Source organism: Paenibacillus sp. sg306046 (assembly GCF_059821225.1).
This window is the reverse complement of record NZ_JCAMRT010000001.1, coordinates 170,607-195,006: the sequence shown is the minus strand read 5'-3', so window position 1 is coordinate 195,006 and position 24,400 is coordinate 170,607. Positions and strand designations below refer to the sequence as shown.

Annotated in this window: 21 protein-coding genes and 1 pseudogene; 15 read left to right on the top strand and 7 right to left on the bottom strand. The window is 52.5% G+C overall.

Going from position 1 to position 24,400, the window contains the following annotated elements; genetic code table 11:
• Nucleotides 1-349: 349 nt before the first annotated feature.
• Both AC6ROY_RS00855 and AC6ROY_RS00850 read left to right on the top strand, forming a co-directional pair.
• Nucleotides 350-838: pseudogene (locus tag AC6ROY_RS00855) on the top strand (discoidin domain-containing protein); the annotation flags it as partial.
• A gap of 60 nt (nt 839-898) precedes the next feature.
• Entirely contained in the window at nt 899-2,044 is a 1,146-nt protein-coding gene (locus AC6ROY_RS00850; RefSeq protein WP_500098281.1) for a cohesin domain-containing protein, read from the top strand.
• A gap of 135 nt (nt 2,045-2,179) precedes the next feature.
• Here AC6ROY_RS00850 and AC6ROY_RS00845 read toward each other — a convergent pair whose 3' ends face one another.
• Entirely contained in the window at nt 2,180-2,386 is a 207-nt protein-coding gene (locus AC6ROY_RS00845) for a hypothetical protein (RefSeq protein ID WP_500098064.1), read from the bottom strand.
• Nucleotides 2,387-2,670: 284 nt separating this feature from the next.
• Between AC6ROY_RS00845 and AC6ROY_RS00840 the strand changes: the two genes are divergently transcribed.
• The 3 genes from AC6ROY_RS00840 to AC6ROY_RS00830 all read left to right on the top strand — a co-directional run bounded on the left by AC6ROY_RS00840 (nt 2,671) and on the right by AC6ROY_RS00830 (nt 5,674).
• A complete protein-coding gene (locus tag AC6ROY_RS00840; RefSeq protein WP_500098063.1) occupies nt 2,671-2,970 on the top strand; it encodes a hypothetical protein in 300 nt (99 codons plus the stop codon).
• A 147-nt stretch (nt 2,971-3,117) separates the two neighbouring features.
• The gene (locus AC6ROY_RS00835; RefSeq protein WP_500098280.1) at nt 3,118-3,498 is read left to right on the top strand and encodes a DUF423 domain-containing protein; all 381 of its coding nucleotides are present in this window, start codon (nt 3,118-3,120) and stop codon (nt 3,496-3,498) included.
• A 196-nt stretch (nt 3,499-3,694) separates the two neighbouring features.
• Nucleotides 3,695-5,674 (top strand): putative bifunctional diguanylate cyclase/phosphodiesterase, encoded by a 1,980-nt coding sequence (locus tag AC6ROY_RS00830; protein WP_500098062.1) that lies wholly within the window; start codon nt 3,695-3,697, stop codon nt 5,672-5,674.
• Nucleotides 5,675-5,701: 27 nt separating this feature from the next.
• On the opposite strand, the gene AC6ROY_RS00825 is transcribed toward AC6ROY_RS00830, so the two are convergent.
• Nucleotides 5,702-6,223, bottom strand: a complete 522-nt coding sequence (locus AC6ROY_RS00825; RefSeq protein WP_500098061.1) for a hypothetical protein — start codon at nt 6,221-6,223, stop codon at nt 5,702-5,704.
• A gap of 181 nt (nt 6,224-6,404) precedes the next feature.
• Here AC6ROY_RS00825 and AC6ROY_RS00820 point away from each other — a divergent pair, with 181 nt between their 5' ends.
• The 4 genes from AC6ROY_RS00820 to AC6ROY_RS00805 all read left to right on the top strand — a co-directional run bounded on the left by AC6ROY_RS00820 (nt 6,405) and on the right by AC6ROY_RS00805 (nt 9,378).
• Nucleotides 6,405-6,707 carry a YunC family protein gene (locus AC6ROY_RS00820; protein ID WP_500098060.1) on the top strand — a complete coding sequence of 101 codons (303 nt, stop codon included), beginning with the start codon at nt 6,405-6,407 and terminating at the stop codon, nt 6,705-6,707.
• A gap of 128 nt (nt 6,708-6,835) precedes the next feature.
• Complete coding sequence (locus AC6ROY_RS00815; RefSeq protein ID WP_500098059.1) at nt 6,836-7,867, top strand: alpha/beta hydrolase; 1,032 nt, start codon at nt 6,836-6,838, stop codon at nt 7,865-7,867.
• Nucleotides 7,848-8,561, top strand: a complete 714-nt coding sequence (locus AC6ROY_RS00810) for a FadR/GntR family transcriptional regulator (RefSeq protein WP_500098058.1) — start codon at nt 7,848-7,850, stop codon at nt 8,559-8,561. The genes AC6ROY_RS00815 and AC6ROY_RS00810 overlap by 20 nt, the downstream gene beginning before the upstream one ends.
• Before the next feature lie 235 nt (nt 8,562-8,796).
• Nucleotides 8,797-9,378: a hypothetical protein gene (locus tag AC6ROY_RS00805; protein ID WP_500098057.1), complete on the top strand. Its 582-nt coding sequence runs from the start codon at nt 8,797-8,799 to the stop codon at nt 9,376-9,378.
• 100 nt (nt 9,379-9,478) lie between these two features.
• Here AC6ROY_RS00805 and nagA read toward each other — a convergent pair whose 3' ends face one another.
• The 3 genes from nagA to AC6ROY_RS00790 are packed head-to-tail and all read right to left on the bottom strand — an operon-like array spanning nt 9,479 to nt 12,253.
• Nucleotides 9,479-10,660 (bottom strand): N-acetylglucosamine-6-phosphate deacetylase, encoded by a 1,182-nt coding sequence (gene nagA / locus AC6ROY_RS00800; RefSeq protein WP_500098056.1) that lies wholly within the window; start codon nt 10,658-10,660, stop codon nt 9,479-9,481.
• Entirely contained in the window at nt 10,657-11,385 is a 729-nt protein-coding gene (gene nagB / locus AC6ROY_RS00795) for a glucosamine-6-phosphate deaminase (protein WP_500098055.1), read from the bottom strand. Before nagB ends, nagA begins: the two co-directional genes overlap by 4 nt.
• A 10-nt stretch (nt 11,386-11,395) precedes the next feature.
• The gene (locus AC6ROY_RS00790) at nt 11,396-12,253 is read right to left on the bottom strand and encodes a MurR/RpiR family transcriptional regulator (RefSeq protein ID WP_500098054.1); all 858 of its coding nucleotides are present in this window, start codon (nt 12,251-12,253) and stop codon (nt 11,396-11,398) included.
• A gap of 509 nt (nt 12,254-12,762) precedes the next feature.
• Between AC6ROY_RS00790 and AC6ROY_RS00785 the strand changes: the two genes are divergently transcribed.
• The 3 genes from AC6ROY_RS00785 to AC6ROY_RS00775 all read left to right on the top strand — a co-directional run bounded on the left by AC6ROY_RS00785 (nt 12,763) and on the right by AC6ROY_RS00775 (nt 16,595).
• Nucleotides 12,763-14,229 (top strand): spore germination protein, encoded by a 1,467-nt coding sequence (locus AC6ROY_RS00785; RefSeq protein WP_500098053.1) that lies wholly within the window; start codon nt 12,763-12,765, stop codon nt 14,227-14,229.
• A 67-nt stretch (nt 14,230-14,296) separates the two neighbouring features.
• On the top strand, nt 14,297-15,397 hold the full coding sequence (locus AC6ROY_RS00780; protein WP_500098052.1) for a GerAB/ArcD/ProY family transporter: 1,101 nt from the start codon (nt 14,297-14,299) through the stop codon (nt 15,395-15,397).
• The gene (locus AC6ROY_RS00775) at nt 15,381-16,595 is read left to right on the top strand and encodes a Ger(x)C family spore germination protein (RefSeq protein ID WP_500098051.1); all 1,215 of its coding nucleotides are present in this window, start codon (nt 15,381-15,383) and stop codon (nt 16,593-16,595) included. Before AC6ROY_RS00780 ends, AC6ROY_RS00775 begins: the two co-directional genes overlap by 17 nt.
• Before the next feature lie 132 nt (nt 16,596-16,727).
• On the opposite strand, the gene AC6ROY_RS00770 is transcribed toward AC6ROY_RS00775, so the two are convergent.
• Both AC6ROY_RS00770 and sda read right to left on the bottom strand, forming a co-directional pair.
• Nucleotides 16,728-17,831, bottom strand: a complete 1,104-nt coding sequence (locus AC6ROY_RS00770; RefSeq protein ID WP_500098050.1) for a metallophosphoesterase — start codon at nt 17,829-17,831, stop codon at nt 16,728-16,730.
• Nucleotides 17,832-18,107: 276 nt separating this feature from the next.
• On the bottom strand, nt 18,108-18,299 hold the full coding sequence (sda, locus tag AC6ROY_RS00765; protein ID WP_500098049.1) for a sporulation histidine kinase inhibitor Sda: 192 nt from the start codon (nt 18,297-18,299) through the stop codon (nt 18,108-18,110).
• 1,486 nt (nt 18,300-19,785) lie between these two features.
• Between sda and AC6ROY_RS00760 the strand changes: the two genes are divergently transcribed.
• The 3 genes from AC6ROY_RS00760 to AC6ROY_RS00750 all read left to right on the top strand — a co-directional run bounded on the left by AC6ROY_RS00760 (nt 19,786) and on the right by AC6ROY_RS00750 (nt 24,384).
• Nucleotides 19,786-21,186: a sensor histidine kinase gene (locus AC6ROY_RS00760; protein ID WP_500098048.1), complete on the top strand. Its 1,401-nt coding sequence runs from the start codon at nt 19,786-19,788 to the stop codon at nt 21,184-21,186.
• A gap of 196 nt (nt 21,187-21,382) precedes the next feature.
• A complete protein-coding gene (locus tag AC6ROY_RS00755; RefSeq protein ID WP_500098047.1) occupies nt 21,383-23,755 on the top strand; it encodes a sensor histidine kinase in 2,373 nt (790 codons plus the stop codon).
• The gene (locus AC6ROY_RS00750) at nt 23,752-24,384 is read left to right on the top strand and encodes a response regulator transcription factor (protein WP_500098046.1); all 633 of its coding nucleotides are present in this window, start codon (nt 23,752-23,754) and stop codon (nt 24,382-24,384) included. The genes AC6ROY_RS00755 and AC6ROY_RS00750 overlap by 4 nt, the downstream gene beginning before the upstream one ends.
• The last annotated feature ends 16 nt before the right edge of the window (nt 24,385-24,400 follow it).

Genomic DNA, 24,400 nt, shown 5'->3' with positions numbered 1-24,400 from the left:
GTAACGTTACAGAAGAGTGATACCGTAGATGTCCTTCCTAACGAATCAATTTGAACAGGAATAAGCAGCCAGTTTAGCTGGGGCCAGCAGGTGCCCTGCAGTGAGGCGTCTCGAATGATTAGGTTATCCAGTGGTTACTGGATAACCTTTTTTGTTGAAGTACAAGGGATAGGCATAAAGTGTAGGGATGGAGAGATCATCTATGAATCAAATGAACTGCATCCTTGTTCCTAAAGATTGCTTTATAATAGGATAAAATTACCATAAATAACGCTATTTGATAAGACGACTTTCTAATATTTTGATATGTTATCTTCTATGAGTAAAAAAAGTAAAGGTGTGAAAACAAATGAAAAGTTTTGCTATGAAAGCAGGTTTAGGGCTATTTTCACTATTTTGTGCCTTTCAAATTCAAAATCAGGTGCACGCCGCATCCTACGGCCCTGATATTGTTCCCAAAATGACGGGGTATTCGGCGCCTGCGCCAGTGGTTATTTCAGAAAGCGGGCATTATAACAATGACGAGGGCTGGAGGGCTTTCGATAACTCGACTTCGTATAATAATCGTGACTTTTGGTATGTATTTCGGCAAACCCCCCCTCAAGGCGGTCATTTCGTGAAAGTTGACTTTGGCAATGGAAATACGAAACAAGTAGAGAAATTGGCGATTACTCCATTTTTGATAGATGGTAGACAGGGAACAATAGGGAAGTGGGAGTTTTACGGTTCGTCGGACGATCAAAACTGGACCTTGCTAACGAATGGGACACATCCTGATTCGAATGCAACTCAAGTGGCTGAGTTTGACAACAGTAAGGCTTACCGATATTATCGCTTCAATGTATTAAATGCTTATTTTTCAGGGGAAACTACGGTAGGTATTCAAGAGCTTGAGCTTATGGAGAAGGCTTCCACACCCCCGGCAACCACAGCTACAGTAACGGCTGTTGGCGCTCAGCAGCAAATCAAGGTCAACTGGACCCAAGTAACCGGGGCAACGAGCTATAATGTCAAACGGTCTACAACGCCGGGAGGCCCGTACACAACCGTAGTCAGCAATGTGACAGGAACGACCTTTACAGATACGGGAGTAATGAAGGGGACGGCGTATTATTATGTCGTGACGGCAGTTAATGCGAACGGAGAAAGTAGTAATTCCAATGAGGCGTCCATGAGTCTTCTCAATAATCCGGTGTTGAGCATTGGGACTACACAGGATAAAGTGATTAATATCAGTTGGACCCAAGTAACCGGAGCAACGGGCTACAACGTCAAACGGTCCACGACGCCGGGAGGCCCTTACACAACGGTCGCCAGCAGTGTGACGGGAACGACGTACGCGGATACGGGGGCAACGAAGGGAACGGCGTATTATTATGTTGTGACGGCCATTAGCACGAATGGAGAGAGCAGTAATTCCAACGAGGCGTCTGTGACGCTGCCAAACAATCCGGTGCTGGATATTGTGATTGCGCAAGACAAAGTTAGGGTAGGGCAGGAATTCACAGCCGATGTGATGCTGAAAAATGTAACGGGCATTTATGCGGAGGATTTCACCGTAGGCTACGACCCGAGCAGATTCGACTATGTAGGCTTCGAGGAAGTGCCAGGATACAAGGTGTATAATACACCTGTTGATCAGAACGGCGTGCTGCGGTTTATTGTAGCGAGCCAAGGTCAGGCATACGGCATTACGGGAGACAAAACGTTCCTGAAGCTAAAGCTGAAGGCCAAGGCTGAAGGGACAGGCAAGGTGGACGCGTTGAAGTGCCGGCTGGCAGATACGCAAAGCGAGTACGATTTGAATGGAACGGACTGCCGCGAGGATTCCTTGCTGGTGGAGGGGTTTGAAGACGTTAACCGCAGCGGCGAATACACGCTGATTGACTTGGCGATTGAAGGCTACTACTTCGGTCAACTGGCTTCGAACACGCCGGCTCAGTACAACACAGCTCAGGCAGGCGCCGATCTGATTGAAGATGAAGACTTGGTGCATATTGTGAATCAGATGCTGGTCAACGCAAGCTACGCTCCGAATTTGTAAAAGCAAATCCCCATTGGCGAGCCGCGAGCCGCCGACGGGGATTTTTTCACGCGCATCTACTTGGCCGTAATGACTTCGGGTCCATGAAGCCGTTACAAGTCTTCGGCCGTCCGTGGCTACTTGACAATTTGGCTGCTACGTATAAGCTTTGCCGCGGGTCAGTATACAGGGAACGCCTTTGCCGACCGCGCCGGGAACGGACATTTGCTCTAGGTAGCGGATACCGCGCTCACACTTGCGGCACCGGGCGCATGTATCGGACAGCACGACCTTCATATTAAATTTGGTTTTGTCGATGGAGCTGACGGGGACATTTTTTTTCGCTTTTTTCGCTTTGCTCATCTGCGCTCATCTCCTGCGTCTTGGTGTTGTATTGTATGTGCTGCGGCCCGCTTAGGTGCGGCGCGTCTGTTGCCGATAGACGGAAAAGATCAGCGGAAGTGACGATGCGGTGCTGAGAAACAGAAGACGGCCTGCCCTGAGACTAAGGTCGTATATTTTTAGGCTGTCAAGCAGGAGTTTTGACGGGTTATGTCGTAATATTTTAGATAGTAGCAGGTAAGAACAGGTGAAATGACGGTTTAACCAATGGCAGATGAGAAGCAGTTGACCTGAGGAGGATGTCTGTGGACTACAAAATTTGTCAAGTTGTTAAAATTGTAGACATGAATGAAGAAATTATTACGGAAACGTTGTTTGAGCACGGGGAGTTTGATATTCCGACGCTGGCGATCGGTTCGAGCGTGGTGTCCTACCAGCTTGGTCTGAAGGAATTTGAAGTTGTGTTTGACAAACGGGAAGGCAAGCATGATAAGTTCCGGGTCGTCGATGTTGAAATTGATTTGATTCAGAAGCCCGCTGTGCTGCGTGCGTATTTGGAGCCGATCACCCTGATTGTCGGGCAACATGACATTGGCTTGATGTAAATGGGCTGTGCAGAAGCTGGTTCATGCTCTGCACGGCGTTTCCGCCTGACGCGCTCAGGCGGTTTTTTTGCGAGGACAGCAGTGCGCTGGCATGGTCCGTCGCAATGCTTTAGAATGGGAGAACAACCTATGGAGGTGAAGCAGGGCATGAATCGAATTTTTGTGATGATTGGAAGCTTGTTCGGATTTTTGTCCGTGGCGTTGGGGGCATTCGGGGCGCACGCGCTTAAAGCGAGCTTGAGTCCGGACATGCTGGCCAACTACCAGACTGGCGTGCAGTACCAGATGATGCATGCGCTGGCGTTGATCGGGGTCGGGCTTGCTTCGCTGGCGCTCGGACGGCACCGCCTGCTGCAGTGGGCGGGCTGGTCGATGACGGTAGGTATCGTTGTTTTCTCCGGCAGCCTGTACGTGTTAAGCTTGTCCGGGATCAAGGCGCTGGGGGCGATTACGCCGATCGGCGGCGTTGCTTTCCTGCTCGGCTGGGTTTGTCTGGCAGCAGCAGCGTGGAGTGGAAAAAAATCCTAGTTAAGTGTGAAGATTTGCATCAAAAAATGACCAAATCGGCAGAAATGCCGATTTTTTTTGTGTAAATCGACACAATCCACTCATTTTTTGCCAACATGCAGGAGATTGTGCGGTTTCCGTAGAATTTAGTTGCAAAAGCCCCAACGGATTAAGTAGGAATGATGAGGTTAAAGGCGTTTTTCAAAGGGGGATACGCATGGAGGGGACTAGAGATACAGACTTGAGCCGCAAACCTGCAGCTCTGCGGTACCAATGGCTCGTCTACGGATTGGCAGCCGGCAGCTTGCTGCTGTCCATATGGCTGGCGCAGCTTGTGTTGTCAATTGTTTGCGGAGCGCTGCTGCTTGTCGTGCTGCTGCAGGGGCTTCAGGGGAGCAGGCAGAGGGAGGCCGCGCCCTCGCCGCCTGCGATCGGTTTGCATCGGGATCAGGAAGTATTGCCGCCCGAAGAAGCGGCATCCGCGGAGGTTGTGCAGAAGCCGCATTCCTTGCTTGGGGCGCTTTATCAGCATAACCCGAGCGCTGTCGTCATTTTGGATACAAATGGACTCGTTCGGCAAATGAACTGCTCGGCCGAGGTGATCATCGGGTACCGGGAGAGCGAGCTGCAAGGAAAGCCTGCTACGAGCTTTTTGATGCCGGACAGGCTGCATGCAACGACTGCGATGTTTGCCGAGGTCGCGGCCAAAGGGTCCACGCGTTCCTTTCGTTCTGCGCTTATTCATAAAAACGGGTATCGCGTCGATGTGGAAAGCACAGCTGTGCCGATTCGGAACGGGTCCCGGATCGAAGCCATTGTGTTGATCAGCAACGACGTTTCTTACGCGATCCGTTCGGAAGAGCAGATTCGTCATCTGGCCTACTACGATGACATGACCGGCTTGCCGAATCGGAGAATGTTTCTCCAGCAGCTGGAGGCATCACTCTGCTCGATGGCTGACGGGATGAAGCTCGCAGTGCTGCTTGTTGACCTGAACCGGTTCAAGATGATTAATGACGGATTCGGTCACGATTACGGCGATATGCTGCTGCTGCAGGTGGCGGAGCGGTTTACCCGGTGCTTGTCGGAGCGTGACTTTCTGGCCCGTACGGAAGGGGACGAATTTGCGCTGTTTTTCACCAGGTCGTCAGAAAATCCTGACTCCTGTAAGGTAAAGGAGCTGGCTGAATCGCTGTTCAGCGTGCTGGACGAGCCGTTCCCGCTGGGACAATTCCAGCTGACGATTACGGCTAGCATCGGGATTTGCGTCATCTCCGAAGAGGAGAGCAGTGCCGAGGAGATCATGAAATGTGCGGACATGGCGTTGACCCGTGCCAAGGAAAAGGGGCGGAATAACTACCAGGTGTTCAACAGCCAGATGAAATCGGCATCGCTGGAGAAGCTTACGCTGGAGCAGGAGCTGCGGAAGGCGATCGCACGCAATGAGCTGCTGCTGCATTACCAGCCGCAGATGGATATCGCATCGGAGCAGATCGTCGGCTTCGAGGCGCTTGTGCGCTGGAAGCATCCGGAGCGGGGCCTTGTATCCCCGGGGCTGTTTATTCCATTTGCGGAGGAAAGCGGTCTGATCGTACCGATCGGTGATTGGGTGCTGATTGAGGCGTGCCGCCAAAATAAAACGTGGCAGGATGCCGGGCTCGCGCCGCCGCCGGTTTCGGTTAATTTATCGACGCGGCAGTTTTTGCAGCATAATCTGATCGGACGGGTGGCCGAGGTGTTAAGTTTGACGGGCCTGGAGCCAAGCCAGCTGGAGCTGGAAATTACGGAAAGCTGCACGATGGACGTGGATTACGCGATTGAACAGATGGTTGAGCTGAAGCGGCTCGGCGTCAAAATCAGCATTGATGATTTCGGTACCGGCTATAGCTCGTTGTCTTATTTGAAAAAATTTCCAATTGACAAGCTGAAAATCGACCAGTCCTTCGTAAGAGATATTATGAACGATCCGAACGACGCCGCGATTGTCGCAACAATCATTGCGATGACAGGACATCTGAGCTTGAAGGTGATTGCCGAGGGTGTGGAAACCGAGGAGCAGCTGAACTTTTTACATAAAAATGAGTGCGATGAAATTCAGGGCTATTATTTCAGTCCGCCGCTGACGGTGGACAAGGCCGAGCAGTTGTTGAGCAGTCACCCGCATAAAACGAAGGCAGCCCGCGGGCTGCCTTCGTAAACCGCCGCTTGTGTGCGGACGGAGGATTTAACGAACCTCGTAATCGTCGATTTCGTTGATTTTGAGCAGATACACTTTTTTCTCGTCCACATGATAGACGGATAAGTTGCCGCTGGGCGGGTCAATGTTGATGATTCGACAGGGCATGCTCAGCTTGACGCCCTTGGCTTTGATCACATGCAGGCGAATGAGCGTATTGCTTGATTGAAAACGCTTCATTTCCTCCCAGATTTGGCGATGCTCGTCGCGGGAGCCGGTTGACTCGCCGGAGCCTGGGGATGGCTTAGCCGCCGGGGCGGCAGCTGTCTGAGTTGTCTTCGCCGATGCGGGAGCTTGAGGCGATAGAAACTGACGCTGCAGCAAGGTTTCCTTGAGCGATTTTTCGATTTGTTTCCCCAGCTCGATCCCTTCCTTGATCTGGTAGTCCTCGAATTTATTAGAATTGAGCACATGCAACAGCGCTTCCAGGGCGCGCCCATTGGTCTCTTCTTCAATCAGAATATCGACTTTGAATAAAAACTTTTTGCGCGGATTTTTCTCGCTATCCATTGGGGGCCCTCCCTAGTTCGATTGGATTATTATACCACGTTTTTTTCCGAACATGTAGCTGATAGCATTCGTTCCAAGTTTTACATAATATTCGGCGGAAATTGGGTGTGGGCAAGTGAACTCCCGGCATAAAGGCCTCATATAGTGAAAGCATACCGAGCCTGCAAAGGGGATGCTGAAAATGATGCGAATGGAGCCGGTCGAGATCGCCGGGCGCACGGCGCTTGCCATCGAGGTGAAGCTGCCAAAGACGACGCTGCTGGTTGTCACGACAAACAAAGGCTATATCATGTGCGGCGCGCTGGATGTGGCCTTGTTGAATGAGAAGCTCAAGGATCGGGGCATTGTGGCTGCCAGAGCAACCGGGGTGAAAACGATCCGGGAGCTGCTGGAGGCGCCGCTTGAATCGGTCACTTACGAGGCAGAAGCGCTTGGCGTCCATCCGGGGATGCGGGGCAGCGATGCGGTTGCACGGATGTTCTAGTCTCCGCATCTGCGGGGTTTGCTGCGGGCAGCAGCAGGCCCCTTGGTTCCGCGGCTCGGCGTTGCAGTCGCTGAGCGGATAGCTTGCGATGGCTGGAAGATTTTCTGGTATAATAGGGTCATCCAATTTTGCTGTTGGGAGGGCTTGTCATACGCAGCGACAGCTTTACATTCGATGATCCGGACGGTATCCGGATTTATGTTTACCGCTGGCTGCCGGAGCCGGAGCGGCCGATCAAGGCTGTTGTGCAGATTGCGCATGGGCTGGCCGAGACGGCGGCGCGTTATGCCCGGCTGGCAGCTTCGCTGACAGAAGCGGGTTATGCCGTTGTCGCCCCGGATCATCGCGGTCACGGGCGGACAGCGGGAGTTCCCGAGCGTGTAACGGTGATCGGGCCAAATGGCTTCGAGCGGATGACGGAGGCATTTGCCATGCTGACGGACCGAATTCGCGCCGAGTATCCGCGGGTGCCTGTATTTGCTTTAGGCCACAGCATGGGTTCGTTTATTGTGATGCAGGCGATGTATCGCTTTCCCGGACAGGCTGACGGCATTGTACTGTCCGGTACGCAAGGTCCCCAGCGGCTGCAGCATGCGGCCGGTTACTTGCTGGCTGGGCTGCTTACAGCCTGGCAGGGAGCCGATGCCCGCAGTAAGCTGCTGAATACGCTGACGACCGGCAGCTATAACCGCGCCTTCCGGCCGAACCGGACCGAGGCCGACTGGCTGAGCCGCGACGAGGCGGAGGTTGACCTTTACACGGCAGACCCGTTTTGCGGCGGCCATGCGACAAACGGGCTGTGGCTGTATACGCTGAAGGCGCTGCTCGGCAATTACAAGCCTGCACATTTGCGTAAAATCAAACAGGACCAGCCGATCTATGTATTTGCCGGAGACAGGGACCCGTTGAGCGCGCAGGGCAAGTCGATTCACGTCCTGGTCCGCTTGTACCGTGCGGCGGGCTTGCAGGATGTCACCTATAAGCTTTACGAGGGCGGCAGGCATGAGATGCTGAACGAGCTGAATCGCGATGAAGTGATGCGGGATGTGCGGCAGTGGCTGGATGCCAAGGTCGGGCTGCTCGCCGCGCGCGGGCAAGCCGCCGATGCCGGAAACAGTTTACAGGGTAAGGAGAACTTGCATGGACATTCAAAAAATTAAGACGCGCAAAATCTATGAGGTGATCGCGGATCAGATCAAGGAGCAAATTACCGGCGGCCAGCTCAAGCCGGGGGACAAGCTGCCCTCGACGAAGGAGCTGTCCGAGCGATTTCAGGTTGGCCGCTCCACGGTCCGCGAGGCGCTGAGCGCCTTAAAAGCGATGGGACTCGTCGAAATTCATCAAGGCGAAGGCAGCTATGTCCGCGCGATTGACTCCGGCGACGTCGGCTTGCCGGAATTGGAATCGCTGCTGCTGAGCCGCCAGACGATTCTCGACCTGATCGAAGCGCGGCAGACGCTGGAAATTGCCAATGCCGGGCTGGCCGCCGAAAAACGGACGGAAGAGGATCTGCGGCGGTTCGAAGCCATTCTGGAGCGAATGGAGCGGCATCTGGGAGATGAGGAGGAGGGCGAGCGGTCGGATATGGAGTTCCATCTGACGCTTGCCGAGGCGGCGCATAACGATATTTTGGCGCGGATGATCGACTCGATTTCGTCGCAGATGCAGCTGGCGATCCGCGAGACGCGCCGTCTGCAGATGTATGGGCGGCGAGCGGTGTCGGAGCAGCTGTGGCGTGAGCATCAGGCTGTGTACGAGGCGATTCGCGCGGGCGACGCCAGCGCGGCCCGCGAGGAGATGCGCCGGCATTTATTTCATGTGGAGCGGGTGCTCGTTCCCTTTCTTCACAAATAGCTCTGCCGCAAAACTTTGCCTGACGGCGATGCCGTCAGGTTTTTTCGTCTGTACGGCCGGATTCGCCGTGCTTGAACCTTTCGCGCCGCCCCCGCATAAATATGTCCAAATTGGGTAAATAATAGGCAAGTACCCAACATGTCAGGTATACCTAATAATCTCCTAATCATTTACTGAAACTTTCTGAAAGATTACCGGCTATAGTAAGGATATCAAGTTCGAGGGGGTGATGGAGATGAGGGATATGCAGCTTCTCCATAAAGGTAAGGTGTACTGTGGGCAAGTATCTTATGAAGGCTCCGATTTGATGGAGGTATCGTTTAAAGAGCCTTCGGCCTTCGAGAGCGGTGAATCGGTTATCTGCTTCAACTATCAGCAGCGGGTGCAGATGAGAGTGCTGCGCGCGTCGACATCCAAGCTGATTCTCGTACCGGCTGACTCGGAAGTGTTTAAGATTCAGGCACAGCCTGAGCAGCATTATGATATGTACCGCGATGAGGACAAGACCTTCGCCAGCTTCAAAATTAATATGTTCGGCACCTTAAATGACGATTTCAAAATCCGTTCTGTGCGCTATAGCTCGGTGAGCCGGCTTGGCTTCGGGTTTGAAGTGAATGACTTTACCGTCAAAATGAATCATGTGTACGACTCGATGATCATTTGCGACGAGGAAACGATTCATCCGAAGCTGGTCGTTCGCTACGCTCATATTCAAGAGCATACGATTCGTTACGGCGCGGAAATTCAATCCATTTCACCGTCCGATCTGAACAAGCTCCGTTATTTCCTGGTCACCCAGCAGTTCCTGAAGCAGTAGTCGGGAGCTCTTCCTATACGAAAATAATCCGGCCGTCGCCTCAGGGCGTTGGCCGGTTTTTGTCGTTGCCGTTTGTTCACGGCCAGGCTTGCAGTCGGGGCTATAGCTTGGGCTGGCCTTCCACCCAGACTTGCTGAATGCGCAAATCAGGGGACACAAGCAGCACATCGGCCAGCTTGCCGGGCGTGAGCGAGCCGGTTGCTTCATACAAGCCGACCGCCTTGGCCGGATTCCGGCTGGCCAGGCGGCTGGCCTCTTCGACGGACAGTCCGATCCGCTCGACCATGAAGCGCAGCGCTTCAATCATCGTCAGTGTGCTGCCCGCGAGCGTGCTTCCTTCCCGCAGCCGAGCGACGCCATCCGCGACGATGACGGGCAGACCGCCAAGCTCGTATTCGCCGCTGCCGAGTCCGGCCGCAGACATCGCGTCGGTAATGAGCAGCAGGTTATCGTCGCGTTTCGCAAGGGTCAGCAGCTTGATCGCAGCCGGGTGCACATGGTGCCCGTCGGCGATGACCTCGGCCCTGATTCGAGCCTCGGTCAGCACAGCGCCTGCAACGCCGGGGTTGCGATGATGCAGGCCGGTCATGGCGTTAAAGGTATGCGCGGCATGGCTGAGGCCGCAATCCGCCGCTTCAAGCACTTGGTCATACGTGGCATTCGTATGACCGGCCGCGACGGCAATACCCTGGTCCGCGAGCCGCCGGATCGCGGCGGGGGCGCCCTCGCGCTCCGGAGCCAGCGTCACCAGCTTGATCAGACCGGGATATTCCGCCGTCCAGGCGTCCAGCCAGTCAAGCTGCGGATTGACGATATAGGCCGGATTTTGCGCTCCGGGCCATTCGGGGCTGATAAACGGGCCTTCCAGATGGACGCCGGCAACACGCGCATACGGCGAGCCGTGCTGTACATAAGAGCAAACAGTATGAAGGACCGCCTCAATCGCTTCACGGGACTGGGTGACAGTTGTTGGCAGCATCGTCGTTGTTCCGTGGTTATTATGAAACCGGGTTATCGTATCCAGCGCCTCCTTCGTCGCGTCCATCACATCGGAGCCGTAGCCGCCATGGATGTGAACGTCGATGAAGCCCGGCAGCAGCCAGCTGCCTTGTGCATCAAGCCGGGTCATGGCGGTGGCGGCAAGCGAGTCGTCCAGCGTTCCCATCGGGCCGAGCGAGACAAGCTTGCCTCCGCTCCACGCCGCGTAGCCGTCCTTGTACGATTGGTGCTCAGCCACGACCTGCGCATGGACAATAAGCGTTTCCCATGTCGAGGTTATCATGTGAGCAAGCTCCCCGCTTCCTGATCCAGCAGAACGACCACATGCGGGTGCGTTTGCAGCAGGGACGCCGGGCATTCCGTCGTAATCGGCCCCTGCAGCGCCTGCTTGACGATGCTTGCCTTATCGCGTCCGCGGACGACGAGCAAAATCATCTTGGCGTTCAAAATCGTGCCGACGCCCATCGTAATCGCCTGGGTTGGCACCTGCTCCGGTGTGTCAAAGAAGCGTGCATTCGCCTGGCGCGTCTGCTCCCGCAGCTGTACGACGTGGGTGCCGCGAGTCAAGGAACCGCCCGGCTCGTTGAAGCCGATGTGGCCGTTATGGCCGAGCCCCAGCAGCTGGAGGTCAATTTGGCCGTTATCCTTTAACAGCTGCTCGTAGCGCAGGCACTCCGCTTCCAGATCACTTGCCATGCCGTTCGGAATATGGCAGCGCTCCGGCGCGATATTGATATGGCTCAGCAGCTGCTCCTGCATAAAGCTGTAGTAGCTTGCCGGATGCGTCCGCTCAAGGCCGATATATTCATCCAGATTGAAGGCGGAGGCCGCTTGAAAGCTTACTTGCCCCTGCCGATAAGTCCGAACCAGCTCCTGGTAAATGCCGACGGGCGTCCCTCCGGTTGCGAGTCCGAGGCAGGCGTCGGGCGTTGTTTGCAGCAGTGCGGTGATGATGCCCGCTCCGGCCTGGTTTAAGGCTTCCTGGGTTTGAAAGGTAAGAATATTCATGGGTTTACGGTCATCTCCCTTTATCTTTGCGGTAATGGCGAACTTGTTGAAAGGAATGCTCAAGCTGCGGCACATAATCGTCGAAATGCTCGCTGACCAGCGCCGTAAATAAAATATCGACGACATGCAGTTGGGCGATTCGCGAAGCCATGTCGCCGCGCCGCATGCCTTCTTCCAGCGAGGAGGCGAAGAGACGGATATCCGCCAGCTGGGAAATCGGATTGGAGCCAAGCTTGGTCAGGGAGATGGCAACCGCGCCGCGTTCCTTCGCACAGGCAAGCGCATCGCGGGTTTCGACGGTTTCGCCTGAATAGGAGATGGCAATGGCGACATCGCCTTCTTCCAGGCTGGAGGCGGACGTAATCTGCATATGCGAGTCCGGCCAGTAATGGGCGAATTTCCCAATCCGGCTGAGCTTCTGCTGGAAATCAAGCGCGACAACGCCAGAGGTTGCAACGCCGTACAGATCAATCCGATTCGCCTCGCGCAGCGCCTGAACGGTTTGAGCGATCGCCTGCAAATCGAGCTGGCGCGTCGTATCGGCAATCGACCGGAGATGATTGGCTTCGATCGCCTGCACGATCCGATGCAAGGAATTGCCCGCCACGATGTCCTGGTAGGTAGCCTGCGCAGGCGCAACCGCCAATTCCGCGCCGAGCTTCATTCTGAAGTCGCTGTAGCCCTTAAACAGCAGGCTGCGACAGAAGCGGGACACGGTTGCCGTACTGATGCCGGAGCGCTCGGCCAGCTCTGTAATGCTGAGCTGCACCGCCTCATGCGGGTGCTCTAACAGAAATTGCGCAAGCTCCTGCTCCTTGCGGTTCATGCCTGCTTGCTGCTCTCGAATCATACGGATAATGTTGCTCATCGGTTCACCTGCCAATTTATAGGGTTTGTAAATTTTTTATGAAATAATTTTAATTTATAAGAAAAATATTTTCATAATTATCATACCGCAACGGAAAGAAAGTTGCAAGATATAGGTCTTTTGGTGCATAAAGGTTTGTCAGAGCTCATGCAGCATATGCAAGGAGGATTATGGACACGCTATGGTATAACTTCTTTAGCCCGCAGGTGGTCTTGATGGTAGCTCTTCTCATTACACTGGTTCTGCTAGTGTCAGGATTTCCAGGAAGGCAGATTCGTTCCCGAGAGAAGCGCGCGGGGATCTCGTTCTTCACGATATCGCTACTGACGCTTACGTTGGCCGTCGCCCATGCTTTTATGGGACTGGGGGCCGCTTCGATGTTCATGCATCAGATGCTGAGGCTGGTTGTTAGTATGTTTGGAGGATAGGGACCTTGCCATTCATCAGCAAGCTTCGGAGAAGGCGAGCTCCAGCAGCTTTCCTGCCACCGTCAGAAAGGGGAATCATCCATGCCTGAAGCGCCACGTCTATCCGCTGGTCTTGAGTATAACCTGCGGCAGATTAAGGAGAAGGTGCAGAATGCTTCCGATCTTGTTGTTCGCCGACTGAAGGTGCGAGTAATGGACAGCAGTCACACGGTCGCTGCAGTGCTGTATATTGATGGACTTGCTGACAAGGACATTGTGCATCAGTGTGTTGTCCTGCCGCTTCTCCAGTGTGAGGGGGCGCAGGAGCCGCTGATGATGTATGTGGAGCAGCACGTTGTTACTGCAAGCGGCGTCAAACAGCAGGTATTTCTAAAGGATGTCGTGGCGAGCCTGCTGTATTCCAGTACGATCATTCTGATTGATGGTGCAAGCTCGGCTCTCGTCGTATCCTCCGAAGGCTGGGAGCATCGCACGGTCAGCTCGCCGAAGGCGGAGCCGCTTGTTCGGGGACCGCAGGACGCCTTTAACGAAGTGCTGCGGACGAATACCGCACTGCTGCGGCGGAAAATCAAGGACGAGAACCTGATCTTGTACCCGGTCCAAATTGGTACCCGCTCTGCTACCGACGCCATTGTTGCTTATCTTCAGGATACAGCGAACCCGCGAATCGTGGAAGAGGTGAAACGACGGCTGATGGAGGTGAATATTGAGGGACTGCTGGACAGCGGACAACTGCAGGAGTTTTTAGAGGACTGCCCCACCTCGCCCTTCCCGCAAACCGGCTCCACTGAGCGGTCAGACAAAGCGGCAGCCGCCATCATGGAGGGCAAGGTGGTTGTGCTGATCGACGGCACGCCATTCGCTTTGTTTATGCCAGTAACCTTTCCGGAATTTCTTGTTTCCACGGAGGACTACTATGGAAAGTTCATGGCGGCCACGATGCTGCGCATTGTAAGGGGGCTGTCGCTGCTGCTTGCTCTGCTGATGCCGTCTCTCTATATTGCTGTTTCCAGCTATCATCAGGAAATGCTGCCGACGCAGCTGATGATTGCCATTGCGGCCAATCGTAGCGGGTTGCCGTTTCCTGCTTTTTTTGAAGCGCTGATCATGGAAATAAGTCTCGAATTGCTGCGAGAAGCAAGTTTGCGAATTCCGGGGGCCATGGGGCAAACGATTGGTATTGTGGGCGCGCTTGTCATCGGGCAATCCGCCGTGCAGGCAAACATCGTCGGTCCGGTGTTGACCATCATTGTGTCGCTTACAGCCATCGGTACTTTCGTAATCCCCAACTATAACGCGTCAGTCTCGATTCGGTTGTTGCGTTACCCCATTATGGTGTTTGCGGCAGTCCTCGGCATTTTTGGTATTGTGTTTCGTACGAGCCTGATCCTGATGCATATGATTCACCTCCGCTCCTTTGGGGTCAGCTATTTGGCTCCAATCACGCCGCAAACACTGAAGGTCGTCGATGATTCCCTACTGTTTAAAAAGCCTAATCCGCTGCTCCGGTACAAACAGTCGTTCCTTGGCACTAGAAACCGGCGCTAGGGGACAGTCCCTCTGTTTAAGGTGAATCCCGAACTGTCGTGATTTTGCATAAGAGGAGGTAGCTGGCATGACTGCGGAACGCATCAGCAGCAAGCAAATCTTTATCTTGTTGAGCTTTAATGTGTTTGGCACGATCTTTTTTACTTTGCCCCGAACCTTGAGCGATTTTGCCGGTCATAACGGGTGGATTTCCGTCCTCATTGCGGGGCTGCTTTTTCTGCCGTTCATTTGGATGCTGACACGTATCGGCTATTATATGAAGGAGGATGGATTCATTTCGTTTTGCCTGAAGCTGTTCGGTCCGGTTGCTGGCCGCATGTTCGCTCTGTTCATTCTTATTCCGCTGGCGTTGCTCTCCGCAGTGACCCTGCGTATTATTGGAGAACTGTTTATCTCTCTCGTCCTCCCGGAGACGCCTATTGAGCTGATCATTTCAATGCTGCTCATGCTTCGCTATTATTTAGCGCGTGGTGGAATTTCTGCCATCGCCAGATGGGGAGAAGTCGTTGCTCCGGGCGTTTTCTTTACCTTCGTGCTTTTGTGCGCCTTGTCGATCTATAATGTAGACTGGACTCGAATTGAACCGCTGTTTCATGCTTCTCCTGGGGACACGCTGCGTGGTGCGACGGTAGTGCTAGGCGGTTTGACGGAAACCTTATTCCTGCTGTTTGTCTGGCCGAATCTGGGGAAGAAGCGCAAAGCGTTTGCCGTCATGCTATCTATGGACGTGCTGCTGTCCGCTGCCTTCATCGCTATCTACTTGCTGTCGTTAGGCACTTACGGCAGTGCTCTAACCTCTCATTTGACTTTTCCTGTTATTGAGATGGTGAAGGACATCAATATTATTGAATTCATTCAGCATCTGGAAAGTATTTTTTTGGCGTTGTGCATCTTTATGAATTTGACCAAAGGTACCTTTACCTTCTATCTGGTCTGTCTGGGCTGCAAGGACTGGTTCGGGGCGAGCAGCTTCAAGCCGTTGATGCTGCCCGTCACCTTGGCGATGTTCTATCTGGCGATCATTCCGCAGAATCTGTTTCTGGTTCTTATCGAGTATGAAAAAGCCAAAGGTCTAACCTTCGCGGCCTATGCCTATATGATCGCTGCTGTGCTGCTCCTTACCGCCAAGCTCAAAGCACGGAGAACACGCCATGAACAGACGGGTTAAGCGTCTGCTGCTGGTCCTGCTTGTCCTTTTGTCGGCAACGGGGTGCTGGAACAGGCGGGAGGCGGAGAAGGTCGAATATGTGTTGGCGGTCGGCATCGACGTGAACGAACAGGGAAAGACGGTCATCACGGTGCTGACTCCGGTGCTGGAGGCGCTGAAGCCACAAACCGGAATCAAGCAAGAGCAGAGCAAAACGTTAAGCGTCAGCGGGAGCACGACCTTTGAGGCCATTCGGAACTATTTGGATATCACTGGAAAAAAGCTATTTTGGTCTCACATGCAGGTCCTGCTCATAGGAGAAAAAGCCGCTAGGAAGGATGTTCTTTCCATGACCAATTTCTTCTCTTCTGATCCCGAGTTGAGGGGGACGGCAACGGTAGCCATTGTGAAAGGAAGGGCCTTGGACGTTCTTGAATCGAATCCAGACTTCACTGCTAACCCATCCGACTACCTCAATGATCTATTGAAAAATGTCGATGAGAATGCCAAATCGCCGAGGATGAACTATACGAACTTCTCCAGGCTGCTTACAAATCCGATTGGGGGACAGGCGTTTGCTCCCCTTGTCAGGGTCATGAACCAGAACAAGTACGTGCGTCAGACAGTGGGGATCGAGCCGTATCAGGGCGAAGACACGAAGCAGTCCGTCTTGTTTGTTACCGGAGGCATGGCTGTGTTTCAGGGCGACAAAATGGTCGGGACCCTGAATCCGCTGGAGACGCGGGGATTTCTTTGGGCCAAGCACCTGCTAAAAAGCGCCATTGTTGTCGTTCCCTGCCCGGATGAGCCATGCAGCGTCTCTTTGGAGCTTAGCGGCAAGGCCAAGGGGCATATGAAGACCCGTTACAGTGACGGTAAGGTTAAGGCCGAGGTGTACGTAAGCGCTGAATTAAACATTGGCGAGACGACCGGAAAGCATTTTACCGTTGATGAGAGCGTTATCGAATACCTGGAGGACCAGTTCGAGAAAGTGGTTCAAGCTGAAATTAAAGTTGCTTTCAATAAGACCGTAAAAAAATATCACTCCGATGTTTTCGGCTTCGGCAACCGTCTCGAAGATTGGAATCCTAAGCTCTGGAAAACGTTGCAGGATGACTGGGAAGACCGTCTCCTGCCAGAAGCTGAACTTGATATCCGTGTCGATGCCAAGCTACGTCGGACCTCTCGTCTACAGCGTGCACCTTGGGCAGGGGAGTAGGGGACTAACAGCACGACGGTAATTTCGTAACCGAGGCTGTCCCATACGTATGAAAAATAGACCTTGGGATGCTTAGCCATCCTCAAGGTCTATTTTTTATGCGCTCCGTGCAGCGTGAATCACACGAGTTGACTAGGGCTGAAACTTCACGTGCAGCTGTACCAGCTCGGACCGGCTGCTTGTGCGGATCGGCGGACCCCAGAAGCCATAGCCGGAGGTTACGACGGAATGGAGGGAGCCTTTTTGCAAGTAGCCCCAGTCATTTTCATAGATTTGACGGGTAATGAATTGCGCCGGAGCGATTTGTCCGCGGTGCGTATGCCCGGAGACCATCAAATCTACCCCGTTCCGCTGGGCGATACCCAGCTCGTAAGGCTGATGATCCAGCAGGATCACAGGCTGCTTGCGATCTACGGCTGCCATCAGCTGGGCCAGCTCGGCCCGATCCTTCTCGGTGCGATCCTTGCGGCCGACCAGGGTAATCTTGTTGTCCAGTGTCACGGCTTCGTCATATAACACATGAATATTGCTCCGCTCCAGCGCCGCAATCAGATCGGCAATCGGTCCGTTAAATTTATCATGATTGCCAAGTGAAGCATACACGCCATAGGGCGCCTGAACCTCGCTTAAAATGTCAACAAAGCCGTTCTCGAGGTACGTATTCAGATTATCGTCGGTAATATCTCCGGGAAATAACACAAGGTCCGGCTTCAGGGCATTGATGCGTTCTACCATACGTTTGGCGTGCGACGGCCCGGACAACAGCCCGAAATGCATGTCGGCCGCCATTACGATGTTGAGCTGCGAAGGCCCTTCCGTCTGCTTGTTAACGGTAATTTCATAGCTGCGAACAACCGGGCTGTACGCGTTGAAGGTGCCGATGCCGAGCATAGCCAGCAGCAGCAGCAAAGTTAGCGCGCCCGCCCACTTTTGGGCATGATGCCGAGGCAGCCTCGTTAAGCGCAGCAGGGCCAGACTGATATGAATGACGGGTAAAGTCAAGATAAGCAGGGAGAACACGGCCAGCCAGTAAGAGCCGATCATGCTGAGCCAAGACACGCTGCCCAACCATCTGGCGAAAATAAACGAGGTTGCCAGAAAAGCCAGCACAACGATGTACAGCAGCTTGAATCTTGCGGAGACGGCAGGGCGAAGGAAGCTCCAGCCGCTCCAACCAATGTAAGTCACTAACAATCCGTACACAAGCAGAATCGCGATTCCAATGATAGCAAGCATCTAAGCTGCAGCCCTCCATCATATTTTGCGAATTTCGAATTTCCCGAGCAGCTTCTGTAGGGCGGAAGTCTCGTGTAAATAAGAATACCTTGTTTTCGTTATTGGGTAAATAGAAGGGGATGAAGGCTGTCATAAGGCGAAGGTTGGGGGCTTGAGGATTAGGCGGCTCTTCATGCCAAAGGCCAGTCCCGGCGAGTGCTAGACTCATCCGGTCTGGTCTTGAGGTACGCTCGCAGTCATCCGCATGTCTGCGCGGTTACGCGGTTATTTAAGGCATCAATCCCGAGTCGCTTGGCGAGGAAGGGCCTCGAGCTGAAGTGAAGGGGTGTGATCAAGCAGTAGACGGCTTACTTCAAGCTGACGTGCTTGTATTTCAGCCATGAGCAGTTCGATAAACTCAGCGTCAAGCTGCAAGGTAATAGATATTGCGTAAGCTTCTGTCAGCTCTTGATCGCTCAGCCATTTCATAGATGTCCCTCAGCTTCCGTTACCATTTTTATACTATTTATCATAATGTTAACTCGGCTTGGATACAGCGCATAATTCGTCGAATTGATCCTATATTTTTTTCATCATCTTGCAAAATGTGCAGAAATAATTGCATGATGAAGAAAAAATGTAAAATAAAAAGACTGTTCAGACAGCTTGGCGCTGTTTGGACAGTCTTTAGAATGGAAAAATAAAAATTATTTTGTTTTATTATGAAAATTATATTTTTTTTGGTAAAATAAACCTAGTATTATCCCCAATCATTATTTCGTTTTACCATGACTTCAGTACGTGTGCTAGCTGTACGATTGAAGGTCGAGCGTAGTGCAGAAGATTCAGATTCCGATATATTTGTATTTTTCGATAACGAGTTGCGGCTTGCCTGATGTGACAGTTGATTCATTTGATGGACAATGTTGTGTAATTGTGGATTTAAGGTAATTGTCTGCATGAATAGTTACTCCTTTTCCTAAAATGGTACTTGCTCCCTATAATATATCAGAAAGTAAGGTAGAAGGGTATGAGTTTAGTCATGGAAAAAAATAAATTTTTTACAGGATTAATGGTGACCCTGTTACTTGTGATTCAAGCTTGGTGTTCCTTTATTACATTCAACTACCCATACCTTGGAATCAGTGTAGGACAGGACGAGCAGCAGCAGTGGATTATTACTAGCTTGAAGTATGACATAATTCAGACAGAGTTTAAATTGCAAATAGGGGATGTGATCACGCTAGTTGATGGCCAGCCTCTAGAACAATCTCAGTTTGTGAAAAGGTGGAGGACGGTGGAGCAAGCCAAACAGATCGTCATTTCAAGGGACGGACAGGCTACGGAATTTGATCTAACCTCCAGAAGTAAAACGTCGATACCAGACATGCTTCCTATTTTCCAAGAAATGATATGTTTGTTTATGGCAGTATTTCTTTTTCTGAAAGCAAGACATTCGCCATCAGGCAGGCTGCTTGCAGTTGTGTTTCTCACGATGAGTATCGTGTATATGAGTCTTGGGGCTTCTGTTCGAGGAGATGCACTGGGCAAGCTATTGATTACAGGTTTTGTTACATTGCTTCCTGCTGTTTTCCTTCATTTTTTGTTAGTTTTTATTAGAGAAAATGGAGGAACGACAATATCCAGCCGCTATTTAAAATTTTTTTATATTGCAGCTGCCATTGGGATTGTTGCTCGGTTGGCGTATTTTTCTCCATCATTTGCGTATTACGTTTACACATATAGTACTATTTTCGCATTAGGTTTTTTTATTTTATGTTTTGTGTTTATTATGATTATTTTAACTAGATTGTATCTTGAGGGGCGAAAGAGCATCACTCCGCTCCTGAACATTATTAGAAGCATATGGCTGGCTTTCTTTTTTGCGTTTTTGCCTTCAATTTGTCTTTCATTTATTCCTACTCTTTTTTTAGGCAAGTCGATTATTGATGCCAGATTTACCAGTCTGTGTATTTTGCTCTTCCCCATCTCCTTTGCGTATCTCATCGCAACCGATCAGCTGTATGATATCGGACTGGTGCTTCGGCGCTTTTTATTTACCTGCTTGCTCGCGCTTGTGCCTGTCGGCTTGTTTACAGCGATGTATGTTTTTCTTTTCCAGCAGGAGGCGACGGCCAGTCAAGTGATGTTTGTAGGCGTGGGAGCGATGTTTATGGTCTCGCTCGTGCTATACGCCGCTGAATATTGGGCCACCAAGCTGGAGCCGGCTTTGTTTCCCCGCAAGTTCATGCTGCAGGCGGCGTTGAAGAAAATTTCCAAAAATCTAGGAACGATCTCGAATTTCAGAGAGCTGAAGGAGCTAATCCTCGTTGATATTGTGGCAACCCTGCAGGTGTCAGGTGCAGCGATTGCATTTGCGTATGCGGACGGGCGGGACAATAAACTGGAAATGATCCGGGAAGGCGAAATCCGGGAAAGCGACATTCGGATGCTGATCGAAGCTTCCTCGCAAGCTCATCCTCTGTACACCTGTATCGAGATGAACCGGCATGAGGCTTATACGAGCTTTCTGATCATTACCCGCAAGAAAACGAACACCCTTCTGGCGAAGGAGGAGCTGCACTGGCTGAGACTGATCACGTCCTATCTGGAGGTGAGTCTGGAAAACATCCATCTGATCCGCAAGCTGACGCACAAGCTGCAGCAGATGGCCGCACAGCTGCCGCAGGAGCAGGCCGCGCAGGAAATCCAATGGTTCCGCAAGGTGATGCTTGACCTGCAGGAGGAGGAGCGCCAGCGCATTGCAACCGATTTGCACGATACGACGTTGCAGGATTTGTTTTTTCTCAAGCGCAGACTGACCGCCCTGGCTGAAAGCGAAGATCCTCAGGAGGAGTACGAAGAGCCGCTGAGAGGCTTGATTCGTTATGTGGAGATGATCAATGAAAGCCTGCGCCAAAGCTGCTTCGAGTTAAATCCGCATTTATTAAAGGAGGTCGGGCTTATGCGGACGCTGCGGATGTATTTGGACAAGGAGGCCGCAACGACTCCCTTCGAGCTGATCTATGTGGTCGGTGAGGCGCAGGCCATAGAGGCGAGCGATCTGGCTGCCAAGCAGCATATTTTCCGGATCGTCCAGGAGCTGCTGAATAATGCCAAAAAGCACTCGCAAGCAGCCAAGGTCAATTTTCAGACGGAGGAAGCGGACGGAAAATTTCTTCTGACTTACGAGGATGACGGGGTTGGCTTCGAGCTGCAGCAAGCCATAGCCGAGATTGGCAATTCAGGGCTTGGTCTGGAACAGCTGAGAAGCCGGGTACTGCATCTGAACGGTGAGCTGATGTGGAGCGCACGAAGCGGAGGCGGCACAAAAATGCTGATTACGCTGCCTGCCCGGCAATTGCTTCACGCTTAATCGGCTTGATCGAATTGGCGTCGATAAGGGGAAATTTCCAGAAGTCTCATTAGTCAATCTCTTGCGAGTTTGGTAGAATTAGTACAACGAACGTTTCTCCTTGTTGCGGAGAACGGGGGCTGGGGCAAGCGGCCAGGTTTGAGCTGACCGACCGAAAGCTTGCGTTGGCATCGAAACTTCTTCTGGGATGGACATCATGAAATCTGGTGAGATGCGAAATGAAGGCCTTACGATGCTGTTGAAGCTGTTGAAAAAAATAGGCGTGTCGTCAGGGGTGGCCGTGCTGCTCCTTCTTCAAATTTGGTGTACGTGGATTACCTTCGAGTCTCCGAGACTCGGTATTACGTTGCAGCAGACAGCAGAACAGCAGTGGGTTATCGCCGAACTGGACAATGAGCGTGTCCGCGCCGCTCTGAATGTGCGTCTTGGGGATACGGTGCTGCTCATTGACGGGCTGCCGCCGGAGCAATCGCTGAATGTGCAGCGCTGGGGGAGCATTGACAAGGCTCACAGTCTGCTGGTCGCGAGGTCGGGCGTGCAGATCGAAATTCCCGTCGTGCTGACAAGCACCGGTGTGGACGACTTGCTTCCGATCGTTCAGCAACTGGTTTGTCTGCTGCTTGCAGCGATGCTGTTTGCCAAGCTGCGTCATTCCCCGTCAGCGCGGCTGCTCGGGGCGGTATTTCTGACGCTTGCGCTTATTTATATGAGCTTGGGCGCTTCGGTGCGCGGCGACGCACTGGGCAAGTTTTTGATTACGAATGCGGTCATGGTGCTGCCTGTTGTTTTTGTGCATTTTTTACTTGTTTTTTTGGCTGAAAAAAGCGAGCTGGCTCCTGCAGCCACGTTTGTTCGCTATTGGTACGTGGCAGCTGCAGCGGTCGGTGCGGTTCGAATCCTTTATTTTGTCCCGACGATGGAGTATCAGGTGCATGTATACAGCGCGACGGTAACGCTCGTCAGCTTTGTAGCGGGTTTTCTCGTCAATATAGGGCTGCTGATTTATCTGTATATTCGTTCGAGACGGGAAGCTCCGCAGCTGCGCAGCATTATTACAACGATCGGTGTTTCGCTGGTGCTGTCCTTTTTGCCGGTGGTAGGGTTGTCGATTGTTCCCAAAATAGGGTCCGGAATCTGGTTCGCAGATCCGCTCTGGACAAGCAGCTTTATTTTGCTGTTCCCCATTTCCTTCGCTTACTTGCTCGCTTCCGATCAGCTGTATGATATTGGAATGGTCGTTCGACGGTTTTTGTTTGCATGCTTGCTGGCGGTTGTTCCGGTTGCCGTCTTTACCGGGCTGTATGTTTTTTTGTTTCAAGGAGAGCTCGGCCTGAATGAGGTTGTATTTATCGGGTTCGGGGCCATGCTGATGATGTCGCTGTCGCTGTATGCCGCAGAGTATTGGTCGACCATGCTGGAGCCTGTCTTATTCCCGCGTAAATTTATGCTGCGGGCAGCCCTGAAGAAAATTTCTAAAAACCTTGGTTTGATTTCCAGCTTCCGGGAATTGAAGGAATTGATCCTGGTTGATATAGTGAGCACGCTGCAAGTATCCGGGTGCGCGATTGCGTTCGCTTACGAGAATGAGCTTGAGCTTATTCACGAAGGGGAGATCGACGTGGCAGAGGTGCGGGAGCTGCTGGCCGGATCAGGTTCGTTGCAGGAGCATCCGTTTTATACGTTGATCGAGATGAACCGGCATGAAGCCTATACGAGCTGTCTGATTATTACCGGCAAGAAAACCCGGACGCGGCTGGTGCAGGAGGAGCTGCAATGGCTGCACCTGATTACGTCGTATCTGGAAGTGAGCCTGGAAAATTTTCATCTGATCCGCAAGCTGACACACCGGCTGCAGCAAGTAGCCGCCGAGCTGCCGCAGGAGGGCGACGCTCGCGAAATTCAATGGTTCCGCAAGGTGATGTTTGATCTGCAGGAAGAAGAGCGGGTGCGGATTTCCACAGAGCTGCACGATACGACGCTGCAGGATTTGTTTTTTCTCAAGCGGCGGTTGACGGCATTGACGGACAGCGGAAGCCGTACTCCGGAGGAGCAGGACATGCTGCGCGGCATGATTCAATATGTGGAGCTGATCAACGAAAGCCTGCGGCAAAGTTGCTTCGAGCTGAACCCGTATTTGCTGAAGGAGGTCGGATTGGTGAAAACGCTGGCGATGTATTTGGAGAAGGAGGCGTTCACCACCCCGTTTGAGCTGAACTTTCAACTGGGTGAAATGCCCGGCGTCGAGGCGGGAGATCCATCGGTGAAGCAGCATGTGTTCCGTATTGTGCAGGAGCTGCTCAACAATGCGAGGAAGCATGCCGAAGCGGAGCAGGTTCACTTCGAGCTGCGCGAGGAGGCGGGTCTGCTGATTTTGCATTATGAGGATGACGGGATCGGGTTCGACCAGGGCGAGGCAGGCGAGAAGCGGTTAGGGACTTCGGGATTGGGTCTGGAGCAGATGAGAAGCCGGGTATTGCATCTGGGCGGACAGTTGACTTGGCAAACGGAAAAAGGGAGCGGGACGAGGGTCATGATCACCTTGCCTGTGGAGGGAGCTGAATTGGCATGAGTGAACGAATTAAAGCGCTGGTCGTGGATGACCATCCCCTTGTCGCCAATGCGACCAAGGCGTTATTGCAGGATATGGGCCGGATTGAGGTGATCGGAGTCGTTCGCACCGCCGCCCAATGTATGGAGCAGGCCATGCGGCAGGCGCCGGATCTTGTATTTCTGGATTACCATCTGCCGGATCAAACCGGGATGGAGGTCGCCGCCTGGCTCAAGCAGCAATTTCCAACGATCCATATCGTTATTTTCACAGGGGTAGAGCTGACCGGCATTCTTGACAAGCTGATTGAAATTCGCGTCAGCGGCGTTTTGTCCAAGGAATCCGGAGAACGGACGATTCAAAATATGGTGAACTGCATTTTGGACGGGCATACGATGCTGCCGCTTTCGATCTATCATCGGATGCAGCTGAACAGCGGATATTCGCCTAGCGATGAACGGCTGGAGGAAGAAGAAATTTTGATGATGAATATGCTGGTCAAAGGCGCCACGCATGAGCAGATTGCAACCCGTATTCATATGAGCAAGCGGACGGTGGACAATTATTTGCGCAAAATTTATGCGAAGCTGGGCGTCAAATCCCGGGTGGAAGCGATGGAAAAGTTTATAACGAGCAAATATTACATGTAGCCGGAGGAGGCGCGTT

Excerpts from the sequence above, each read along its gene's own strand:
- AC6ROY_RS00850 (WP_500098281.1), top strand. The coding sequence starts at position 899 with ATGGAGAAGGCTTCCACACCCCCGGCAACCACAGCTACAGTAACGGCT.
- AC6ROY_RS00845 (WP_500098064.1), bottom strand. The coding sequence starts at position 2,386 with ATGAGCAAAGCGAAAAAAGCGAAAAAAAATGTCCCCGTCAGCTCCATC.
- AC6ROY_RS00835 (WP_500098280.1), top strand. The coding sequence starts at position 3,118 with ATGAATCGAATTTTTGTGATGATTGGAAGCTTGTTCGGATTTTTGTCC.
- AC6ROY_RS00830 (WP_500098062.1), top strand. The coding sequence starts at position 3,695 with ATGGAGGGGACTAGAGATACAGACTTGAGCCGCAAACCTGCAGCTCTG.
- AC6ROY_RS00825 (WP_500098061.1), bottom strand. The coding sequence starts at position 6,223 with ATGGATAGCGAGAAAAATCCGCGCAAAAAGTTTTTATTCAAAGTCGAT.
- AC6ROY_RS00820 (WP_500098060.1), top strand. The coding sequence starts at position 6,405 with ATGATGCGAATGGAGCCGGTCGAGATCGCCGGGCGCACGGCGCTTGCC.
- AC6ROY_RS00810 (WP_500098058.1), top strand. The coding sequence starts at position 7,848 with ATGGACATTCAAAAAATTAAGACGCGCAAAATCTATGAGGTGATCGCG.
- AC6ROY_RS00805 (WP_500098057.1), top strand. The coding sequence starts at position 8,797 with ATGAGGGATATGCAGCTTCTCCATAAAGGTAAGGTGTACTGTGGGCAA.
- nagA (WP_500098056.1), bottom strand. The coding sequence starts at position 10,660 with ATGATAACCTCGACATGGGAAACGCTTATTGTCCATGCGCAGGTCGTG.
- nagB (WP_500098055.1), bottom strand. The coding sequence starts at position 11,385 with ATGAATATTCTTACCTTTCAAACCCAGGAAGCCTTAAACCAGGCCGGA.
- AC6ROY_RS00790 (WP_500098054.1), bottom strand. The coding sequence starts at position 12,253 with ATGAGCAACATTATCCGTATGATTCGAGAGCAGCAAGCAGGCATGAAC.
- AC6ROY_RS00785 (WP_500098053.1), top strand. The coding sequence starts at position 12,763 with ATGCCTGAAGCGCCACGTCTATCCGCTGGTCTTGAGTATAACCTGCGG.
- AC6ROY_RS00780 (WP_500098052.1), top strand. The coding sequence starts at position 14,297 with ATGACTGCGGAACGCATCAGCAGCAAGCAAATCTTTATCTTGTTGAGC.
- AC6ROY_RS00775 (WP_500098051.1), top strand. The coding sequence starts at position 15,381 with ATGAACAGACGGGTTAAGCGTCTGCTGCTGGTCCTGCTTGTCCTTTTG.
- AC6ROY_RS00770 (WP_500098050.1), bottom strand. The coding sequence starts at position 17,831 with ATGCTTGCTATCATTGGAATCGCGATTCTGCTTGTGTACGGATTGTTA.
- sda (WP_500098049.1), bottom strand. The coding sequence starts at position 18,299 with ATGAAATGGCTGAGCGATCAAGAGCTGACAGAAGCTTACGCAATATCT.
- AC6ROY_RS00755 (WP_500098047.1), top strand. The coding sequence starts at position 21,383 with ATGAAATCTGGTGAGATGCGAAATGAAGGCCTTACGATGCTGTTGAAG.
- AC6ROY_RS00750 (WP_500098046.1), top strand. The coding sequence starts at position 23,752 with ATGAGTGAACGAATTAAAGCGCTGGTCGTGGATGACCATCCCCTTGTC.